The following is a 19,476-nucleotide window of genomic DNA, read 5'->3' as shown; positions in this document are numbered from 1 at the left end:
GCGAATTCGTGGCGAAACGGCAGCGGAGCGAACCCTTGGGCCATCCGTTTGTCTGAGAGCGCAACGCCCGTTAGCATCCCTGTATGAATAGTCCGAACGCTCTACGCCGCGCCTTGATTGGAGTGTGTTGTCTGCACGGGATGGCCTGGGCGGCACCGGCCGAAGTCAGGGTACAGGTCGATCCAGCCAACGCTCCGCTGCAGGAGAACATCCAGAACTATATCGGCTCCGTCGAGGGCCGCGATGCGGCCGCATTGCAGCGGTTGCGTCCGGTGGCAGAGCGTCAGGCACAGCAGGCGGCTGAGGCGCTGGGCTTCTACCACGCCCAGATCGAGACCCACGTCGATCCAGGTGAAACGCCACGGTTGGTGATAAAGGTTCACCAGGGTGAGCCGGTGAAACTGCGCAACGTCATCATTCGCATCGAAGGCCCGGCACGTCGGCTGGCCGCCTTCCAGCAACCGATACCCGCCGGCCTCAAGCCCGGCCAGCCGCTGAACCAGGGGCTCTACGAAGACGCCAAGAGCCTGATCCAGAACCAGGCGCAACGTTACGGCTTCTTCCGCGGCACCTTCACCCAGCACCAACTACGCATCGATCCCGCCACTGGATTCGCCGATATCGACCTGGTGTTCGACAGCGGCCCGCGCTTCACGCTGGGCAAGGTCTCCTTCGAGGGCGATGCCCCCTTCGATCCGGATCTGTTGCAACGCATGGTGCCCTTCAGCAAGGGCACGCCCTATGACTCCGAGCTGATCGCCGATTTCCAGAGCAACCTGCTCGCCAGCGGCTTCTTCGACGGCGCCCGGATCGATACCTATCCCAAGACCGAGGGCGCGGCGGTGGTCCCGGTGACGGTGACCCTGCGTACCCGCAAGCCGCGTACCTTCGGCTTCGGCCCGGGTTACTCCACGGATGTCGGGCCACGCCTCAGATTCACTTGGGAAAACCACTGGCTCAACCCGCAAGGCCATAGCCTGGGCGCCGAGGCCGAGTTGTCGGCGCCGCGGCAGAGTGTCGCCACCTGGTACGACATTCCGGGCCAGGACCCGATCAACGACAAGTTCCGTCTGGCCGGTGGCTACCAGTACGAGCAGATCGCCAACGACGATTCCCTCAGCCAATTGCTGGTCGTGGGCCCCGAGTGGCACCGCAAGTTCTCCAATGGCTGGGAGCGAGTGCTCTCGCTCAAGTGGCGTAACGAAAATTACCGCCTGGGCAACGACGAGGGCACCTCCAACCTGGTGATGCCCGGCGTGGATTTCTCCCTGTTGCGCAGCGACAACCGCATCGATCCCCATCGCGGCTATCGGCTGCAATTCGGTGTTTCCGCAGCCAAGGAGGGCATGCTGTCGGATGCCAACATGCTCCATACCACGGCCCTGGCCCGCGGCCTGATCACCGTGGGGGACGGGCATCGCTTCCTGGCACGGTTGCAGGTGGGCGGCAACTTCACCAACGGCTACAACAAGATCCCCCCTCGTTGCGCTTCTTCGCCGGTGGCGACCAGAGCGTCCGCGGCTACGAATACCAGACGCTGTCGCCGGAGAACGATGAGGGTGACTACGTGGGTGGCCGCTATCTGGTCGCCGGCAGCGTCGAGTATCAGTACCCGCTGATGGACAAGTGGCGCCTGGCGACCTTCGTCGACCAGGGCAGCGCCTTCAACGATCTCAATAACTACGAGCTCAAGACCAGCGTCGGCGTGGGCGTGCGTTGGGTCTCGCCAGTGGGGCCCATCCGCCTGGATCTGGCCCATGCCCTCGATGAACCCGGTGGCATTCGCCTGCACTTTTCCATAGGACCTGAGCTGTGAAGTCGGTAGGCGGTGTCATCCTCGGTGTGCTGGCGACCCTTGTCGGCGCCCTGATCCTGCTGCTGGTGCTCGTCTTGAGTAACGCCAGCCTCGGGCGCACCATGCTCGGTCTGGTGCCTGGCCTGACCCTGACCGACTTCCAGGGCCGCCTGGGCGGTCACTGGCAAGCCCGGCAACTGGTGTGGGAGGGTGGTACTACCCGGGTGACGGTCGATGACCCCGACTTCGCCTGGCGTCCACGTTGCCTGCTCGGCCTGCAGCTGTGCATCGATACCCTGGTGGCGTCGCGGGTCGCCATCGAGCAGGCGCCCAGCCCCACGCCGGCGCCAGAGAACAGCGGCCCGATCCGCTTGCCGACCCTGGGTCTGCCACTCCGGGTGCAACTGGGTGAAGTGCGCCTGGGGCAGATCCTCTACAACGGTGCCGAACAGGCCCGTGACCTGCAATTGCAGGCCCGCTGGCAGGCCGACGGCATCGCCATCGAGCGCCTGGCTGGCGCCGCCTACGGTCTGACGCTGGATACCCAGGGGCACCTGCAGCCCAGTGGCGACTGGCCGCTGCAACTCAGTGGCACCCTTGGCTTGCCGGCACCCGATCAGGCGCCCTGGTCGCTGGCGCTGAAGATCGACGGCGAGCTGCAAAAGACCCTGCACCTGGCCGCCGACAGCAGCGGCTATTTGCCGGGACGACTGACCGGTACCGTCGAGCCGCTGGTCGAGCATGTTCCGGCCGATCTGCAATTGGTCGCGAATGGCTTCAAGGCGGCGCCCAGTCTGCCTGAGACCTTGCGGCTGAATGACCTCAAGCTCACCGCCCGTGGCGATCTCGCCGCCGGCTATGCCCTGGTCGGCCAGGCGCAATTGCCGGGTGAGGGCGGTCCGGTAGCTCTCGATCTGGATGGCCGGGTCGACGCCCAGGGCGCGCAGATCGCCGCTCTGCGTTTGCAGGCCACGCCCGAGCAACGGGTAATGCTGGCCGGGAAGCTCGACTGGCACCAGGGCTTTGCCGCCGATGCAACCCTGGACTGGCGTGACTTCCCCTGGCGGCGGCTGTACCCAATGGCGGAGCCACCGGTGAACCTGCAGCGGCTGCAGGCTGAGGTGAGCTATCGCGATGGCGCCTACCTCGGCAACTTCAAGGCAGCCGCCACCGGTCCGGCCGGTGCCTTCACCCTGGCCAGCCCCTTCAGCGGCGATACCACCCAGCTCAACCTGCCGTCCCTCGATCTCCAGGCCGGCCAGGGCCGCGCCCAGGGCAAGGTCAATCTGGGCTTTGCCGAGGGCGTCAGTTGGCAGGTCGCGCTGGACGTGAGCCGGCTGGACCCGGCTTTCTGGGTCGCCCAGTTGCCCGGCAGCCTGGCCGGTCCCTTGCGCAGCACCGGTGCCTTCAAGGATGGCCGCCTGCAAGCGGAGGCCGAGCTGGACCTCAAGGGGCGCCTGCGTAACCAGCCGGCCGTCCTGGCGCTCCAGGCCAAGGGCGCTGGCGAGCAGTGGCAGCTGCCGCGACTGGACCTGCGCCTGGGTGACAACCGGATTCAGGGGCAAGGGGCGCTCGATCAGCGCCTGCAAGGACAGCTGCAGCTGGACCTGCGCCGGCTGGGCCAGCTATGGCCCGATCTCGCCGGCAGCGCGCAGGGCCGGCTCGACCTGGGCGGTACCCTAGCAGCGCCCACGGGACAGCTGCGTCTGAATGGCCGGCAAATCGCCTACACCGACAGCCGTATCGCTGCGCTCGACCTGGCCGCCGATCTCGATGACCGCCAGCGCGGCAAGCTGGAGCTGACCGCCCGGGGCCTTCAGGCGGCCGGCTATGACCTGGGCGTGCTGCGGCTGTCGGGCCAAGGCGACCGCCGCCAGCAGCAGGCCGACCTCACCCTCAAGGGGCCGCAACTGACGCTGGCGTTGGACGCCGGCGGTACCCTGGCCACCAACGGCGACTGGAAAGGCCAGCTCGCCCGCGGCGCGGTCTCCGCCGGCGGGCAGAACTGGACGCTGCAAAGTCCGGCGCGCATCGAGCGCTTCGCCAGTGGGCGGTTGGAGCTGGGTCGCCACTGCTGGCGCTCGGGCGCGGCGAGCCTCTGTGGCGATGATCAGCAACTGCTGCCCGACACCCGCCTGGCCTGGCATTTGCGCGCCTTCCCACTGGCGAGTCTGCAACCGCTGTTGCCGCCGGACCTGGCCTGGCAGGGCACCCTGGATGGCGACGTGGACCTGCGTTTGCCCACCGCCGGGCCCACGGGTGAGGTCAGGCTCCAGGCGGGACCGGGTAGCCTCAAGCTGCGCGACGCCGCCGGGCAATGGCAGACCTTCACCTATACCGATCTCGACGTGAACAGTGCCCTGCGGCCGCAGCAGATAGACACCCAGGTGCAATTGAACAGTACCGACCTGGGACAGCTGAACGTCCAGGCCCAGCTGGATCCCCGCGATTCACGGCGGGCGCTGGCCGGCAGCTTCCAGTTGCAGGGTCTCAATCTGGCGGTGGGCAAGGCCTTCGTCGAGGGCATCGAACACTTCGCCGGCAAGATCAATGGTTCTGGCGAGCTGGGGGGCACGCTGCTGGAGCCTCGGGTCAACGGTCAGCTCCAGCTCAGCGGCGGCGACATCGGCGGTGGCAGCGTGCCCACCCGCCTGCAGGATCTCAACCTCAGCGCACGTATCCAGGGCGATACCGCCATCCTCGATGGCGGTTGGCGCAGCGGCAGCCAGGGACGTGGCCAGATTCAGGGTAGCGTCGGCTGGGCCCAGGGCCTAGACGTCAACGTTGCGGTCACCGGCGACAAGCTGCCGGTCGATGTCGAGCCCTATGCGCAGCTCGAGGTGGCGCCCAACCTCAAGATCCTGATGCAGAATGGCCGCCTGGCCCTGACTGGCGAGGTGCGGGTGCCGCGCGGGCATATCCAGATCCAGCAGTTGCCGCCCTCCACGGTGAAGGTGTCCGACGATGCCGTCATCGTGGGTCAGGAAGCCCCCGCCCGGCAGCAGCCGCTGCAGATCGCCATGGACGTGGACGTACTGGTCGGCTCCGACAAGCTCACCTTCGAGGCCTTCGGCCTCTCCGCCGAGATCGTCGGCAAGGTGCACATCGGCGACAACCTGGATACCCGCGGCGAACTGAATCTGCGCAATGGCCGCTACAACGCCTATGGCCAGCGCCTGACCCTGCGAAGGGCGCGGCTGTTCTTTCAGGGGCCGATCAGTCAGCCCTATATCGACGTCGAGGCGGTACGGGTGCTGCAGGACCAGAACGTCACCGCGGGTTTGCGGCTGTCGGGTTTCGTCCAGCAGCCGCGCATCGAGGTGTTCTCCGAGCCGAGCATGAGCCAGGAGCAGGCGTTGTCCTATCTGGTACTGGGGCGGCCGTTGTCCAGCGGCAGTGATGGAGACAACAACATCCTCGGCCAAGCCGCGCTGGCGTTGGGTCTGGCGGGAAGTTCCGGTACGGCGGGAGAGCTGGCGCAGCGCCTGGGTATTCAGAACTTCCAGTTGGATACGGCCGGGTCGGGCGACAAGACCAGTGTCGTCGCGTCGGGCAATCTCACCGACCGGCTCTCCGTGCGTTATGGTGTCGGCGTCTTCGATTCGGCCACCACCGTATCGCTGCGCTATCAGCTCACCCGTCAGCTCTATCTGGAGATCGCCACCGGTCTGGCCAATTCCCTGGACTTCTTCTATCGCCGCGATTTTTGAGCGTAGGACGTGCAAGGCTTTGATCGTTCGCGGAAAACGTGTTTACTCCACCTCCCGTCTCATGACAAAAGGAGCAGTTCATGGCAACCGTCAGTTTGCGCGGCACCCCGGTCGACGTCCAAGGCACCCTGCCGCAACCCGGTCAGCAGGCGCCGGCCTTCAGCCTGGTCAACGGCGATCTGCAGGACATCACCCTGGCCAGCCTCGCCGGCAAGCGCAAGGTGCTCAACATCTTCCCCAGCGTGGACACCCCGACCTGCGCCACCTCGGTGCGCAAGTTCAATGCTGAAGTCGACAAGCTGGAAAACACCGTCGTGCTGTGCATCTCGGCCGACCTGCCGTTCGCCCAGAAGCGCTTCTGCGGTGCCGAAGGCCTCGACCAGGTGGTGAACCTCTCCACCCTGCGCGGCGCGGAATTCCTGCAGGACTACGGTGTGGCCCTGGCCAGCGGTCCGCTGAAGGGCCTGGCGGCTCGCGCCGTGGTGGTGCTGGACGAGCAAGACAAGGTGCTGCACAGCGAGCTGGTCCCCGAGATTGGCCAGGAGCCCAACTACGCGGCCGCCCTGGCGGTCCTGGGCTGATCGTTCGACGCCTGCCGCCGGTACGGGGTGGGCAGGGGCCTTGGAGGTTGATGCAAGAGTGGGCGAGCGATGCTTTCCGACCAGGCGTGGCAATGACCTTCGGACGGCCCGTCGTGGTGTGAAATCGTCAACTTGAGCAGTTAACTTCTGCAACACCCCAACGGCGAAACGGGCAGGCACCCTGGTGTCTGCCCGTTTCGCCTTGAGTAAAATGGCGGTAAAGGGGCTGGTTCTACCCGGGTCCCTGCTGCTTACCTTCCCGCCTTCCTCCGCGTGTACGTATCCATCGATGTCAGACTCTTCTCCCCGCACTGCTTCGCGTCACCGACTGACCTGGCTGGTCGTCATCGTTCTCCTGGTGGCCGGCGGTGGCTGGTACTGGTATCACCAGCACGCGCAGAAAAGTGCAGCGGCGGCCGGGAAGGGTGCTCGCGGGCCGTTCGGCATGACCGGACCGACCCCGGTACGGGTGGTGGCCGTGGAGCAGCGCAGCTTTCCCATCGTGCGCAAGTCCATTGGTACCGTCACGGCGCTCAATACGGTGAACGTTCGTACCCGGGTGGCCGGTGAGTTGATGCGCGTCGCCTTCGAGGAAGGTCAGAAGGTGAAGGCCGGCGAGTTGCTGGCGACCATAGACCCGCGGCCCTACGAAGTGGCCCTGCAGCAGGCCGAAGGTACCCTGCAACAGAACCAGGCGCAGCTGCGCAACGCCGAGCTGGATCTCAAGCGCTACCAGGGGCTGTTCCGCGAAGACAGCATCGCCAAGCAGACGCTGGACACCCAGGAAGCCCTGGTCAATCAGTATCGCGGTACCCTCAAGAACAGCCAGGCCGCGGTGGCCGACGCCAAGCTGAACCTGGCCTTCACCCAGATCAAGGCCCCCATCGCCGGCCGGGTCGGCCTGCGCCAGCTGGATGGTGGCAACCTGCTGTCCGCCAATGACAGCACCGTGGTCGCCGTCATCACCCAGACCCAGCCGATCTCGGTGGTCTTCACCCTGCCGGAAAACCAGCTCAGCGAATTGCTCAAGCGGGCGCGCAGCGGTCAGACGTTGCCCGTCGAAGCCTGGGATCGCGGCGGTACGCAAAAGGTCGCCGAGGGCACCCTGCAAAGCTTCGACAACCAGATCGACACCACCACCGGCACCCTCAAATTCCGCGCGCGCTTCGCCAATGGCGACGAAGCCCTGTTCCCCAACCAGTTCGTGACCGTCCGCGTCCGCGAGCAGGTGCTGGACCAGGCGCTGGTGGTGCCGTCGGCGGCCATCCAGTTCGGCTCCAACGGCACCTTCGCCTACGTGGTGGGGCCCGATAACAAGATCCAGGTCCGGGCGCTCAAGCTCGGTCCGGACGATGGCAGCAACACGGTGGTCACTGAGGGCCTCGCTGCGGGCGACCGGGTGGTGACCGAAGGCACCGACCGGCTGCGCGAGGGCAACGAGGTGGAGATCGTCAGCGGTGCCTCGGCGCCGCCCAGCGAACCGGCCAAGCCGGCGGTACGCAAGCCCGGCAAGACCCAGGGCTGATCGGCCGCGATGGATATCTCGCGTCCGTTCATCCTGCGCCCGGTGGCCACCACCCTGTTGATGGTGGCACTGCTCATCGCCGGTCTGCTGGCCTATCGCCTGTTGCCGGTCGCCGCGCTGCCGCAGGTGGACTATCCCACCATCCGGGTGCTCACCCTCTATCCGGGTGCCAGTCCCGATGTCATGACCAGCGCCGTGACCGCACCGCTGGAGCGCCAGTTCGGCCAGATGCCGGGGCTGTCGCAGATGGCCTCCACCAGCTCCGGTGGCGCCTCGGTCATCACCCTCAGATTCAACCTGGAGCTGGATCTGTCGGTCGCCGAGCAGGAGGTCCAGGCGGCGATCAATGCGGCCAACAACCTCCTGCCCAACGACCTGCCGGCGCCGCCGGTGTACAACAAGGTCAATCCGGCCGATACGCCCATCGTCACCCTGGCGATCACCTCCAAGACCTTGCCGCTGCCCACCCTCTACGACCTCGTCGATACCCGCATGGCGCAGAAACTGGCCCAGGTGAGCGGGGTGGGCATGGTCAGCCTGGCCGGTGGCCAGCGTCCGGCGGTGCGCATCCAGGTCGATCCCGACAAGCTCGCCGCCCACAACCTGACCCTGGCCGATGTGCGCAGCCTGGTCACCAGCGAGAACACCAACCAGCCCAAGGGCAGCTTCGACGGCCCGACACGGGTCGCCACCCTGGACGCCAACGACCAGATCCGCGATCCCAAGGCCTATGGCGCGCTCATTCTCAACTACGCCGACAACGGTGCCCTGCGTCTGGGCGACGTCGCCACCATCGCCCAGGGCGCGGAAAACGATCGGCTAGCGGCCTGGGCCAATCGTAGCGGCGCCATCCTGGTCAACGTGCAGCGCCAGCCCGGCGCCAACGTCATCCAGACCGTCGACCGCATCCAGGCGCTGCTGCCCAGCCTCAAGGAAAGCCTGCCAGCCGGTCTCGACATCGCCGTACTCAGCGACCGCACCGAGACCATCCGCGCGGCGGTCACCGATGTCCAGCACGAGATGCTGCTGGCGGTGGGGCTGGTGGTCATGGTCACCTTCGTCTTCCTGCGGCGGTTCAGCGCCACCCTGATTCCTTCGGTCACGGTGCCGCTGTCGCTGATCGGCACCTTCGGCGCCATGTACCTGGCCGGTTTCTCGCTGAACAACCTGTCGCTGATGGCGTTGACCATCGCCACCGGTTTCGTCGTCGACGATGCCATCGTCATGCTGGAAAACATCTCGCGGCATCTGGAGGAGGGCGCCACGCCGCTGGAGGCTGCCCTCAAGGGCGCCCGGCAGATCGGCTTCACCCTGGTGTCCCTCACCATTTCCCTAATCGCCGTGCTCATCCCGCTGCTGTTCATGCAGGACGTGGTGGGCCGGCTGTTCCGTGAATTCGCCATCACTCTGGCGGTGGCCATCCTCATCTCCTTGGTGATTTCGCTGACGCTCACCCCGATGATGTGCGCGCGGCTGCTCAAGCAGGAGCAGGCCGCCGAACACCGGCTGGTCTGGCTGGAACGCTTGATCGCCGGCTATGGCCGGGCGCTGCGCTGGTCGCTGGCCAACAGAGCCTTGATGCTGTTACTGGCGGTGGCGACCTTCGTACTCACCGCGGTGCTCTACCTGCTGGTGCCCAAGGGCTTCTTCCCGGCCCAGGACACCGGCTCCATCCAGGGCATCACCGAGGCGGCCCAGTCCATTTCCTTCCGCGCCATGAGCGAGCGGCAGCAGGCACTGGCCGAGGTGGTGCTGCAGGACCCGGCGGTGGCCAGCCTGTCGTCCTATATCGGCGTCGACGGCGACAACGTCACCCTCAACAGCGGGCGGATGCAAATCAACCTCAAGCCGCAGAGCGAGCGCGACGTCACCGCCCAGGAAGTGATCGACCGCTTGCGCCCCGCGGTCGCCAAGGTGGTGGGCATCACCCTCTACATGCAGCCGGTGCAGGATCTCAGCGTCGAGGACCGCGTCAGCCGTACCCAATACCAGCTCAGCCTGGATTCGCCCGACGCCAATCTGCTCGACACCTGGGTACCGCGCCTGACCCAGGCCCTGCAGCAGCGCCCGGAACTGACCGACGTCACCAGCGACCTGCAGAACAAGGGCCTGCAGCTGTACCTGACCATCGACCGCGACGCCGCCGCGCGCCTCGGCGTGCAGGTGTCGGCCATCACCGACGCCCTCTACGACGCCCTCGGCCAGCGGCAGATCTCGACCATCTACACCCAGGCGAACCAGTACCGGGTGGTGCTCGCCAGCGCCGCCGCCGACAGCCTGGGGCCGGACGCCCTGAATCAGGTCTGGGTCAAGGCCGGCAGCGGCACCACCGCCAGCGGCAGCAGCGGTACCGGTACGGCCAGCACCGCGCAGACCACCACCGACACCGCCCGCGCCCCGGTGCGCCTCTCCAGCCTGGTGAAGATGGAGCAGCGGCCGACGCGGCTGGTGATCAACCACCTGAGCCAATTCCCGGCGGTGACGCTGTCCTTCAACCTGGCGAGCGGGGTCTCCCTCGGTGCTGCGGTGGCCGCCATCGACGCGGCCAAGCAGGAGATCGGCCTGCCGATCGGCATCAACACCCGCTACCAAGGCGCGGCGGCAGCCTTCCAGGCGTCGCTATCCAGTACCTTGCTGCTGATCCTGGCCGCGGTGGTGGTGATGTACATCGTCCTCGGCGTGCTCTACGAGAGCTTCATCCACCCCCTGACCATCCTCTCGACGCTGCCCTCGGCGGCCATCGGTGCGCTGCTGGCGCTCTTGCTCACCGGTAACGACCTCGGCCTCATCGCGGTGATCGGCATCATCCTGCTGATCGGCATCGTCAAGAAGAACGCCATCATGATGATCGACTTCGCCCTCGACGCCGAACGGCACCAAGGGTTGAGGCCGGAGGAGGCCATCTACCAGGCGGCGCTGCTGAGATTCCGGCCGATTCTGATGACCACCCTGGCCGCTTTGTTCGGCGCGGTGCCGCTGATGCTGGCCACCGGGGCGGGCGCCGAGTTGCGCCAGCCTTTGGGCCTGGTGATGGTCGGTGGCCTGCTGGTCAGCCAGGTGCTGACGCTGTTCACCACGCCGGTGATCTATCTGGCTTTCGATAGTCTCGGCGAGCGCCTGGGTCGGCGCAGGGCGGCCTGAGGTGAATCTCTCGGCGCCCTTCATCGCCCGGCCGGTGGCGACCCTGCTGCTGAGCCTGGCCCTGCTGCTGCTGGGCGCCATCGCCTTCCGCTTGCTGCCGGTGGCGCCCTTGCCGCAGATGGATTTCCCGACCATCACCGTGTCCGCCAGCCTCTCCGGCGCCAGTCCGCAGGTGATGGCCTCCAGCGTCGCCACGCCGCTGGAGCGTTCCCTTGGTACCATCGCCGGTATCAGCTCCATGACCAGCCGCAGCAGCCAGGGCTCGACGCAGATCATCATCCAGTTCGACCTGGACAAGGACGTCAACACCGCCGCCCGCGAGGTCCAGGCGGCCATCAATGCCTCGCGCAACCTGCTGCCCAGCGGCATGCGCCAGATGCCACGCTATCGCAAGGTCAATCCGTCGCAGGCACCCATCATGGTGTTCTCGCTGACCTCCAAGACCCTGAGCAAGGGCGAGCTCTACGACCTCGCCTCCACGGTGCTGGCGCAGAGCCTGTCCCAGGTCAACGGGGTGGGCGAGGTGCAGATCGGCGGCAGCTCCCTGCCGGCCGTACGCATCGAGTTGGAGCCGCGCCAGCTGGAGCATTACGGCCTGGCGCTGGACGACGTCCGCACCGCGATCAACAATGCCAACCAGCGCCGACCCAAGGGCGCGGTGGCCAATGACGAGCACAACTGGCAGATCCAGGCCAACGACCAGCTGTTCAAGGCGGCCGACTATGCGCCGCTGATCATCCGCTACCAGGATGGCGCCACCCTGCGCCTGCGCGATGTCGCCAAGGTCAGCGACGCGGTGGAGGATCGCTACAACGCCGGTTTCTACAACAACCAGAGCGCCGTGCTGCTGGTGGTCAACCGCCAGGCCAACGCCAACATCATCGAGACCATCGCCGCGCTCAAGGCGCGCCTGCCGGCGCTGGAAGCCATCGTCCCGGCCAGCGCCCGCCTGGAAGTGGCCATGGACAGATCCGGGGTGATCAAGGCGACCCTGCATGAAGCCGAGCTGACGCTGATCATCGCCGTGTTCCTGGTGATCGGGGTGGTCTGGCTGTTCCTCGGTCGCCTGCGCAGCGCGGTGATCCCGGCCCTGGCGGTACCCATCTCGCTGGTGGGCACCTTTGCCGTGATGTACATCCTCGGCTTCTCGCTCAACACCCTGTCGCTGATGGCGCTGATCCTGGCCGCGGGGCTGGTGGTGGACGATGCCATCGTGGTGCTGGAGAACATCGCCCGGCACATCGACAATGGCATGGCGCCGCTGAAGGCCGCCTACCAGGGCACCCGCGAAGTGGGCTTCACCCTGCTGTCGATGAACGTTTCCCTGGTCGCCGTCTTCGTCGCCATCCTGTTCATCGGCGGCATCGTCGAGAAGCTGTTCCGCGAATTCTCCCTGACCCTGGCCGCCGCCATCCTGGTCTCGCTGGTGGTATCCCTGACCCTCACGCCGATGCTCTGCGCCCGTTGGCTGCGCCCCCACGATCCCGGCAGCGAGAGTCGGCTGCAGCGCTTCAGCGAGCGTACCCACCGGCGGCTAGTGGCGGGCTACGACCGCACCCTCGGCTGCGCCCTGCGCCATCGGCGGCTGACCCTGCTGAGCCTGATCGCCACCATAGTGCTCAACGTCGTGCTCTATGTGGTGGTGCCCAAGACCTTCATGCCGCAGCAGGACACCGGGCAGTTGATCGGCTTCATCCGCGGCGACAACGCCCTGTCGTTCCAGGTGATGCAACCGAAGATCGAGATCCTGCGCAAGGCGCTGCTGGCCGATCCGGCGGTGGCCAGCGCCTCCGGCTTCGTCGGCAGTTCCGGCGCCGGCAGCGGGGTGAATAATGCGGTGATGCTGATCCGCCTCAAGCCCATCGCCGAGCGTAAGCTGGATGCCCAGAAGGTCATCGAGCGCATCCGCGCCAACGCGCCCAAGGTGCCGGGTGCCCAGCTGTTCCTCATGGCTGATCAGGACCTGAGATTCGGCGGGCGTCAGCAGAGTACTTCGTCCTATGAGTACAACCTGCTATCCGGCGACGTCGATCTGCTGGAGACCTGGCAGCCCAAGGTGCTGGCGGCGCTCAAGGCGCTGCCGGAATTGACCGCGGTGGACGGTCGCGAGGGCAGTACCCAGCAGATCACCCTGCAGATCGACCGGGAAATGGCCAAGCGACTGGGCGTGAATATGGAAACCGTCGCCGCAGTGCTCAACAACTCCTTCGCCCAGCGGCAGATCTCGACCATCTACGAGCCGCTCAACCAGTACAAGGTGGTGATGGAGATCAATCCGCGCTACGCCCAGGACCCGACCATGCTCGAACAGGTTCGGGTCATCACCAGCAGCGGCGCCCAGGTGCCGCTGGCGGCCTTCGCTCACTATACCAACAGCCTCGCCGAGGACCGCGTCACCCACGACGGCCAGTTCGCCTCGGAAAGCATCAATTTCGACCTGGCGCCGGATGTCAGCCTGGAGCAGGCCACCCGGGCGGTGCAGCGCGCGGTGGCCGCCATCGGCCTGCCGAGCGATGTCCAGGGGCGCCTGGGCGGCTCCGCCAATATCTTCGCCAGCACGGTTTCCGGGCAGCCACTGATGATCCTCGGTGCCCTGGTGCTGGTCTATATCGTCCTGGGCGTACTCTACGAAAGCTACGTGCACCCCCTGACCATCCTCTCGACGCTGCCGTCGGCCGGGGTCGGGGCCTTGCTGGCCATCCAGCTCACTGGCGGCCAGTTCAGCCTGATCTCCATGCTCGGGCTGTTCCTGCTGATCGGCGTGGTGAAGAAGAACGCCATCATGATGGTGGACCTGGCGCTGCAACTGGAGCGCCACCAGGGTCTGTCGCCCGAGGAGGGCATCCGCCAGGCCTGCCTGCTGCGCCTGAGACCCATCCTGATGACCACCATGGCCGCGATCCTCGGCGCCGTGCCGCTGCTGATCGGCGGTACCGAAGGCGCCGAGATGCGCCAGCCGCTGGGTCTGGTGATCGTCGGCGGGCTGGTGCTGAGCCAGATCCTCACCCTCTACACCACGCCGGTGGTCTATCTCTATTTCGAACGCCTGCGCCGCCGCGTCAATCGTTGGCGCGGCATCCGTACCGACGCTGCCCTGGATACGCCGCTATGATTCCAACCCTGCGCCTGTCGGCGCTGACCCTAGCCCTGTTGCTGGCCGGTTGCACCCTGGGCCCGGACTACCAGCGGCCGACCACCCAGGTGCCCGTCGCCTATCGCCACGCCGAGGGCTGGCAGGCCGCTGCGCCCAAGGACCTGGAGCTGCGCGGCGATTGGTGGCGGCGTTACGACGACCCGACCCTGGACCGACTGATGGCCCAGCTGAACCAGCGTAATCAGAGCCTGGCCCAGGCCGAGGCCAGCTATCGACAGTCCCTGGCCCTGGTGCGCCAGGCGCGCTCCTCGTTGTTTCCCACCCTGACGAGCAGCCTGGGGGCTACGCGGTCCGGGCGCGGCGGTGGGTCGGGCAACAGCACCGTCATCCGCAATTCCAGCGGCACCAGCAGTACCGTCAGCAGCGGCGGCGTGAGCACCATCAACAACTCCTATGACGCCAGTCTGGGGGTGAGCTGGGAGGTGGATCTCTGGGGCCGCGTGCGCCGGCAACTGGAAGCGGATCGCTCCACCGCCCAGGCCAGCGCGGCGGAGCTGGCGGCCACTCGCCTGAGCCTGCAGAGCCAGTTGGCCACCAACTACCTGCAACTGCGGGTACTGGATGCCCAGCAGCGGCTGCTCGATGCCACCGTCGCCGCCTACGAGCGTTCGCTGCGCCTGACCCAGAACCAATATCGCGCGGGGATCGTTACCCCGGCCGACGTCGCCCAGGCCACCACCCAGCTGAAGAGCACCCAGGCCGACGCCATCGATCTGAGGTATCAGCGCGCCCAACTGGAGAACGCCATCGCCGTGTTGATCGGCGAGGTTCCGGCCAACTTCCAGCTGGCGGCGGTCAATACCGTTCCGACGCTACCGAGCCTACCCAGTGCCGTGCCCTCGGCCTTGCTGGAGCGCCGACCCGACATTGCCCAGGCCGAGCGCCAGGTCATGGCCGCCAATGCCGCCATCGGCGTCGCCGAAGCGGCCTACTATCCCGACCTGACCCTGAGCGCAAACGGTGGCTACAGTGCGAGCCAGTGGGGCAGCCTGGTCAGTACGCCGAATCGCTTCTGGTCGATCGGTCCGTCCTTCGCCCTGACGCTGTTCGACGGCGGCCTGCGCCGCGCCCAGGTGGAATCCGCCGAGGCCAGCTACGACGCCAGCGTCGCCGGCTATCGCCAGACCGTGCTCGACGGCTTCCGCGAGGTGGAAGACTACCTGGTGCAATTGCGCACCTATGAGGACGAAGCCGGTGTTCGCCAGGAAGCCCTGGACGCGGCCCGCCGTGCCCTGCAACTGGCCGAGAACCAGTATCGCGCCGGCCTGATCGGTTATCTGGACGTGGTAACCCTGCAGACCACCGCCCTGAGCAACGAACGCACCAACCTGACGCTGCTGGGCAGTCGTCTGAGCGCCAGCGTCCAACTGATCGCAGCGCTCGGCGGTGGGTGGGATGGCAACCTTACGCCACCTGCGCCACCGCGGCGGCCCTGACGAGAGGCATGAAAAAGCCGGGCAGAGGCCCTAATGCCAGTCAGTTAAGCCTGACTGGCATTTTTCTTTCTGGTCGGATACTTCGAAGGCTTGGGCTTGATGACCCGCGGATAGGCACGGTAATCGCGCCTATGCGGCAGCACGAAATGCGGTGCCAAAGCATGCAGGTCGGCGAGATAGCGTGGGATGTTGCCAGGACTGTTCAGCGAAAGGCTCAGCAGGAATTTCAGGATGGCCCAGCTGCACGCGGAGAAGCTCATCTCGCAGGGATAAACACCCGGGCACTGGCGACTCATCTGCACCATCTGATAACGCAGCAGGTTGTATCCCAGGAGCAGCCCCCAAAGCTCCTGCTCCACCATGTCCGGTGTTTTGCTGCGTAGCGTGTAGCGGCCATCGAGCAGGCCTTGCTTGATCTCTCGGTAGCCAAGCTCGATTTCCCAGCGGTGGCTGTAGAGATCGACGATTTCGTCGGAGACGAAACGCCTAGGATCCGTCATGGAGGTGAGGATCTGGTACTGCTTGCCCTTGATGGTCTTACTCAGCAGTCGCGCCTGTAGGGTGTCCGGCAGATCGGGCCATTGTCGGCTGGCCTGTGGCGAGGTTCGAAGGCTGACCAGGGCATCCTGTTTGCCCCATGCACGGACTACCTCGTACTGGGCGCCTTTGCGCAGCGGTAATAGCCAGTGCCGTTCGTGGCCCGTTCGCTGCCAGCGATGTAGCAGGCCTAACGAGTAGAAGCCCTTGTCGAACAGGGTCAGTGAATGATCGGGCGTGCTTTCGATCAATCGCTCGGCCAGCTTCATCTCATTGCTTGCGTAAGCGTCGAAGGCGCTACTCACCAGTAGATGGCTGGTCAGCTCCATCTGACACACCATGCGGACCTGGGGAAAGCTGGTATCACCCTGCTGATTGGTCGCCGAGCCGTAGCGCGCACGATTGTCGAGCGTATCCGGTGTACGCCAGACCACGCCGTCAACACCGAGCAAGCGCAGTCCCTGCCAGCCTGGATGTCCGGCCGTCTCGTGCCAGCGCTGTTGGGTCAGTTGGAATACCTCACGGACTGCGTTGACTCCCAGTCGCTGGCGGCCTTGCACCACGGCACTGGGGGCGACCAAGGGCTTCTGGCCGGGCAACATGATGTCCAACTGATTGACCATATCCCAGGCCGACAGGCGACGAAACAGGGCCAGGCCGATGACGCACCAGAGCATGGATTCCAGCGGCAGCCGACGTTTGCGTAGGGTAGCCACCCCGGCTGTTTCCAGCGCGGTCTTGATCAGGTCGGGATCGAGCAGCTCACCCAGGGCCTCAAGTGTCGTCGTGGTTGAGGACAACTCGCGAGTCATTTCCAGGGCTTGAGCAATACGCATAAAAAATCCGGTGCTTGGAATCAAGCACCGGATTCTGTGCGCCGCCAGTCAGGCGTCAAGGCCGAACTCTTAACTGACTGGCATTAGGCAGAGGCCCGGCTTTTTCGTCTGGCTGGCGACTCAGTTGGGGAAGAGTTCGCCCAGCTTCATGCTCAGCATCATGTTGCCTTCGACCCGCAGCTTGCCGGACATGAAGGCCTGCATGCCGTCGGTCTCGCCGCTGACGATACCGGCCAGGGTGGCCTGGTCCATGATCAGGGTGCAATCCGGATCGGTAGCGTCGCCCTGCTGGACGTCGCAGGTGCCATCCTTGATGACCACGTAGTAGTTGTCACCGCCCTCGACGTCGAACTGATAGGTGAGATCCAGGCCGGCCGCGGCGGAGGGATCGAACTTGCTTTTCAGGGTGGCGATGGCATCGGCTGCGCTCATGGCGAGGGTCCTTGTGGTCTTGTCGATTGAGGCCGAACCCCAGCGGGCCCGGCAGGGTCACTGCAACCGAGGGTAGGGGGCGGCAGGAAGGCTGTCAATGAATCTTCATACGCTTGTTTGAAAATCCAGGCCTTGCTGAAACCGGACGGATTATTCCGACCAGCGCGCCCTTGGCTGGCCGCCGAGTTTCTATCGGCCAGGCGACTCGGTATGCTGGGCGGGGCACCGTGCCGCCATCCTAGGAGAGTCCGTGGAGTTTCTTGCCGACTATGCCAGCTTCCTGGCCAAAACCGTCACCCTGGTGGTGGCCATCCTCGCCGTGCTGTTGTTCGCCGCTGCCATCCGTGGGCGTAATCGTCGCGGCTCGGGTGGGCAGCTCCAGGTCCAAAAACTCAACGACTTCTATCGCGACCTACGTCTGCGACTGCAGCAAAGCGTGCTGGGCAAGGAGGCCTTCAAGGCCCTGCGCAAACGCGAAACCAAGGCCGAAAAGAACAAGCGCAAGAGTGAGTCGGGCAAGTCCCGGGTCTATGTGCTGGATTTCCACGGCGACATCAAGGCCACGGCCAACGAGCACCTGCGCAACGAGATCACCGCGGTGCTGACCCTGGCCACGCCCAAGGACGAGGTAGTAGTGCGCCTGGAAAGCGGCGGTGGCCTGGTACACAGCTATGGCCTGGCCGCCTCGCAGCTGGCGCGCATCCGTCAGGCCGGGGTGCCGCTGACCATTTGTGTCGACAAGGTAGCCGCGAGTGGTGGCTACATGATGGCCTGTATCGGCGACCGTATCCTCAGCGCGCCCTTCGCCATCCTCGGCTCCATCGGCGTGGTCGCCCAGTTGCCCAATGTCCATCGCCTGCTCAAGAAGCATGACGTGGACTTCGAGGTGTTCACCGCCGGTGAATACAAGCGCACGGTCACGGTATTCGGTGAGAACGACGAGAAGGGCAAGGAAAAATTCCAGAACGATCTGGATACCACTCACGAGTTGTTCAAGAACTTCGTCGCCCACTATCGTCCGCAATTGAACATCGACGAAGTGGCGACCGGCGAGGTTTGGCTGGGCCAGGCCGCGCTGGGCAAGCAACTGGTGGACGAGCTACGTACCAGCGACGAATACCTGGCCGAGCGCGCCCAGGTGGTTGAGGTGTTCGCCGTGCGCTTCGTTGAGAAGAAGTCGCTGCCCGAACGCCTCGGCATGGCTGCCAGCCTGGGCATCGACCGGCTGGCGACCACCTGGTGGGAGAGGCTGTCCGAGTCGACTCGCTGGCGCTGAGGTCCATAAGACATGCCCCATCCCATAACAAAACTTCAAGGGAGGATCTGCGATGAGTGATTTCCAGGCACTCTGGGTGACCGAAGGGGCCCATGGTGCATTCAAGCAGGAAGTGGTAACCCGGACGTTGGCCGACCTGCCCGACGGTGAGGTGCTGATCCGGGTCCGCTATTCCTCGCTCAACTATAAGGACGCCTTGTCGGCCATTGGCAATCGCGGCGTGACCCGCCGCTATCCTCATACTCCGGGGATCGACGCGGCGGGCGTGGTGGAAGCCTCCAGTGCCGCCGAATTCGCCGTCGGTGACGAGGTCATCGTCACCGGCTACGACCTGGGCATGAACACCGCTGGCGGCTTCGGCCAGTACATCCGCGTTCCGGCCGCCTGGGTAATCCGTCGGCCGGACAACCTCGGCCTGCGCGAAGCCATGGCGCTGGGCACCGCGGGCCTTACCGCGGCGCTCTGCGTCGAGAAGCTCGAACAGATGGGGCTGGCCCCCGAGTCCGGTACCGTACTGGTGACCGGTGCCAGTGGCGGTGTCGGAAGCCTGGCGGTCAAGTTGCTGGCACGGCTCGGCTATCACGTGGCGGCCTCCACCGCCAAGCTGGAGCGGGCGGAGTGGTTGCACCGCCTGGGCGCGCGGCAGATCCTCGACCGGGCGACCCTGGCCGACGGCGTCGGCAAGCCGCTGTTGGATCAGCAGTGGGCGGGTGCGGTGGATACAGTGGGTGGCGATATCCTGTTCAACGTCATCAAGTCGCTGGAGTACGGTGGCAGCGTGGCCTGCTGCGGCATGACCGCCGGCACCAAGTTCGAAGCTGGGATCTTTCCCTTCATCCTGCGCGGCGTGAATCTGCTGGGCGTCGATTCCGTCGAGTTGCCGCTGATGGCCAAGGCCGCGCTCTGGGACAAGCTCTCGGTGCAGTGGAAGCTGGACGACCTGGACAGCCTGACCCGGGAAATCGGCCTGCACGAGCTGCCGGATACCATCAGCCAGATACTGGCGGGGAAGATGGTGGGGCGCGTAGTCGTCAATCTTGGCTAGTGTCGGAC

General features: G+C 65.6%; 10 protein-coding genes and 1 pseudogene. 9 read left to right on the top strand and 2 right to left on the bottom strand.

Annotation, left to right across the window (positions count from 1 at the left end; genetic code table 11):
• Positions 1-140 precede the first annotated feature (140 nt).
• The 7 genes and pseudogenes from CCZ28_RS04635 to CCZ28_RS04605 all read left to right on the top strand — a co-directional run bounded on the left by CCZ28_RS04635 (position 141) and on the right by CCZ28_RS04605 (position 15,342).
• Positions 141-1,816: pseudogene (locus tag CCZ28_RS04635) on the top strand (autotransporter assembly complex protein TamA).
• On the top strand, positions 1,813-5,505 hold the full coding sequence (locus CCZ28_RS04630) for a translocation/assembly module TamB domain-containing protein (RefSeq protein ID WP_140216316.1): 3,693 nt from the start codon (positions 1,813-1,815) through the stop codon (positions 5,503-5,505). Before CCZ28_RS04635 ends, CCZ28_RS04630 begins: the two are co-directional and overlap by 4 nt.
• 80 nt (positions 5,506-5,585) lie before the next feature.
• Positions 5,586-6,086 carry a thiol peroxidase gene (gene tpx, locus CCZ28_RS04625; protein WP_140216314.1) on the top strand — a complete coding sequence of 167 codons (501 nt, stop codon included), beginning with the start codon at positions 5,586-5,588 and terminating at the stop codon, positions 6,084-6,086.
• A 289-nt stretch (positions 6,087-6,375) separates the two neighbouring features.
• Positions 6,376-7,611: an MdtA/MuxA family multidrug efflux RND transporter periplasmic adaptor subunit gene (locus CCZ28_RS04620; protein WP_140216312.1), complete on the top strand. Its 1,236-nt coding sequence runs from the start codon at positions 6,376-6,378 to the stop codon at positions 7,609-7,611.
• Between the two features lie 9 nt (positions 7,612-7,620).
• Positions 7,621-10,752 (top strand): multidrug efflux RND transporter permease subunit, encoded by a 3,132-nt coding sequence (locus CCZ28_RS04615; RefSeq protein ID WP_140216310.1) that lies wholly within the window; start codon positions 7,621-7,623, stop codon positions 10,750-10,752.
• Between the two features lies 1 nt (position 10,753).
• Positions 10,754-13,864: an efflux RND transporter permease subunit gene (locus CCZ28_RS04610; RefSeq protein ID WP_140216308.1), complete on the top strand. Its 3,111-nt coding sequence runs from the start codon at positions 10,754-10,756 to the stop codon at positions 13,862-13,864.
• Complete coding sequence (locus tag CCZ28_RS04605; protein ID WP_140216306.1) at positions 13,861-15,342, top strand: efflux transporter outer membrane subunit; 1,482 nt, start codon at positions 13,861-13,863, stop codon at positions 15,340-15,342. The genes CCZ28_RS04610 and CCZ28_RS04605 overlap by 4 nt, the downstream gene beginning before the upstream one ends.
• Before the next feature lie 44 nt (positions 15,343-15,386).
• Here CCZ28_RS04605 and CCZ28_RS04600 read toward each other — a convergent pair whose 3' ends face one another.
• Together CCZ28_RS04600 and CCZ28_RS04595 are read right to left on the bottom strand one after the other, a co-directional pair.
• Entirely contained in the window at positions 15,387-16,715 is a 1,329-nt protein-coding gene (locus tag CCZ28_RS04600) for an IS4 family transposase (RefSeq protein WP_140216304.1), read from the bottom strand.
• Between the two features lie 120 nt (positions 16,716-16,835).
• On the bottom strand, positions 16,836-17,147 hold the full coding sequence (locus tag CCZ28_RS04595; RefSeq protein ID WP_140216302.1) for an SCP2 sterol-binding domain-containing protein: 312 nt from the start codon (positions 17,145-17,147) through the stop codon (positions 16,836-16,838).
• 250 nt (positions 17,148-17,397) lie between these two features.
• On the opposite strand from CCZ28_RS04595, the gene sohB reads away from it, so the two are divergent.
• Together sohB and CCZ28_RS04585 are read left to right on the top strand one after the other, a co-directional pair.
• Positions 17,398-18,423 carry a protease SohB gene (sohB, locus tag CCZ28_RS04590; RefSeq protein ID WP_140216300.1) on the top strand — a complete coding sequence of 342 codons (1,026 nt, stop codon included), beginning with the start codon at positions 17,398-17,400 and terminating at the stop codon, positions 18,421-18,423.
• A 52-nt stretch (positions 18,424-18,475) separates the two neighbouring features.
• Entirely contained in the window at positions 18,476-19,468 is a 993-nt protein-coding gene (locus CCZ28_RS04585; RefSeq protein WP_140216298.1) for a YhdH/YhfP family quinone oxidoreductase, read from the top strand.
• Positions 19,469-19,476 lie beyond the last annotated feature (8 nt).

This window comes from Pseudomonas oryzihabitans, from assembly GCF_006384975.1.
In the GTDB taxonomy this organism is placed as follows: domain Bacteria; phylum Pseudomonadota; class Gammaproteobacteria; order Pseudomonadales; family Pseudomonadaceae; genus Chryseomonas; species Chryseomonas psychrotolerans_B.
This window is presented reverse-complemented; position numbering and strand designations above follow the sequence as displayed.

Coding starts and splice junctions, on each gene's coding strand:
- tpx (WP_140216314.1), top strand. CDS start 5,586: ATGGCAACCGTCAGTTTGCGCGGCACCCCGGTCGACGTCCAAGGCACC.
- CCZ28_RS04620 (WP_140216312.1), top strand. CDS start 6,376: ATGTCAGACTCTTCTCCCCGCACTGCTTCGCGTCACCGACTGACCTGG.
- CCZ28_RS04615 (WP_140216310.1), top strand. CDS start 7,621: ATGGATATCTCGCGTCCGTTCATCCTGCGCCCGGTGGCCACCACCCTG.
- CCZ28_RS04605 (WP_140216306.1), top strand. CDS start 13,861: ATGATTCCAACCCTGCGCCTGTCGGCGCTGACCCTAGCCCTGTTGCTG.
- CCZ28_RS04600 (WP_140216304.1), bottom strand. CDS start 16,715: ATGCGTATTGCTCAAGCCCTGGAAATGACTCGCGAGTTGTCCTCAACC.
- CCZ28_RS04595 (WP_140216302.1), bottom strand. CDS start 17,147: ATGAGCGCAGCCGATGCCATCGCCACCCTGAAAAGCAAGTTCGATCCC.
- CCZ28_RS04585 (WP_140216298.1), top strand. CDS start 18,476: ATGAGTGATTTCCAGGCACTCTGGGTGACCGAAGGGGCCCATGGTGCA.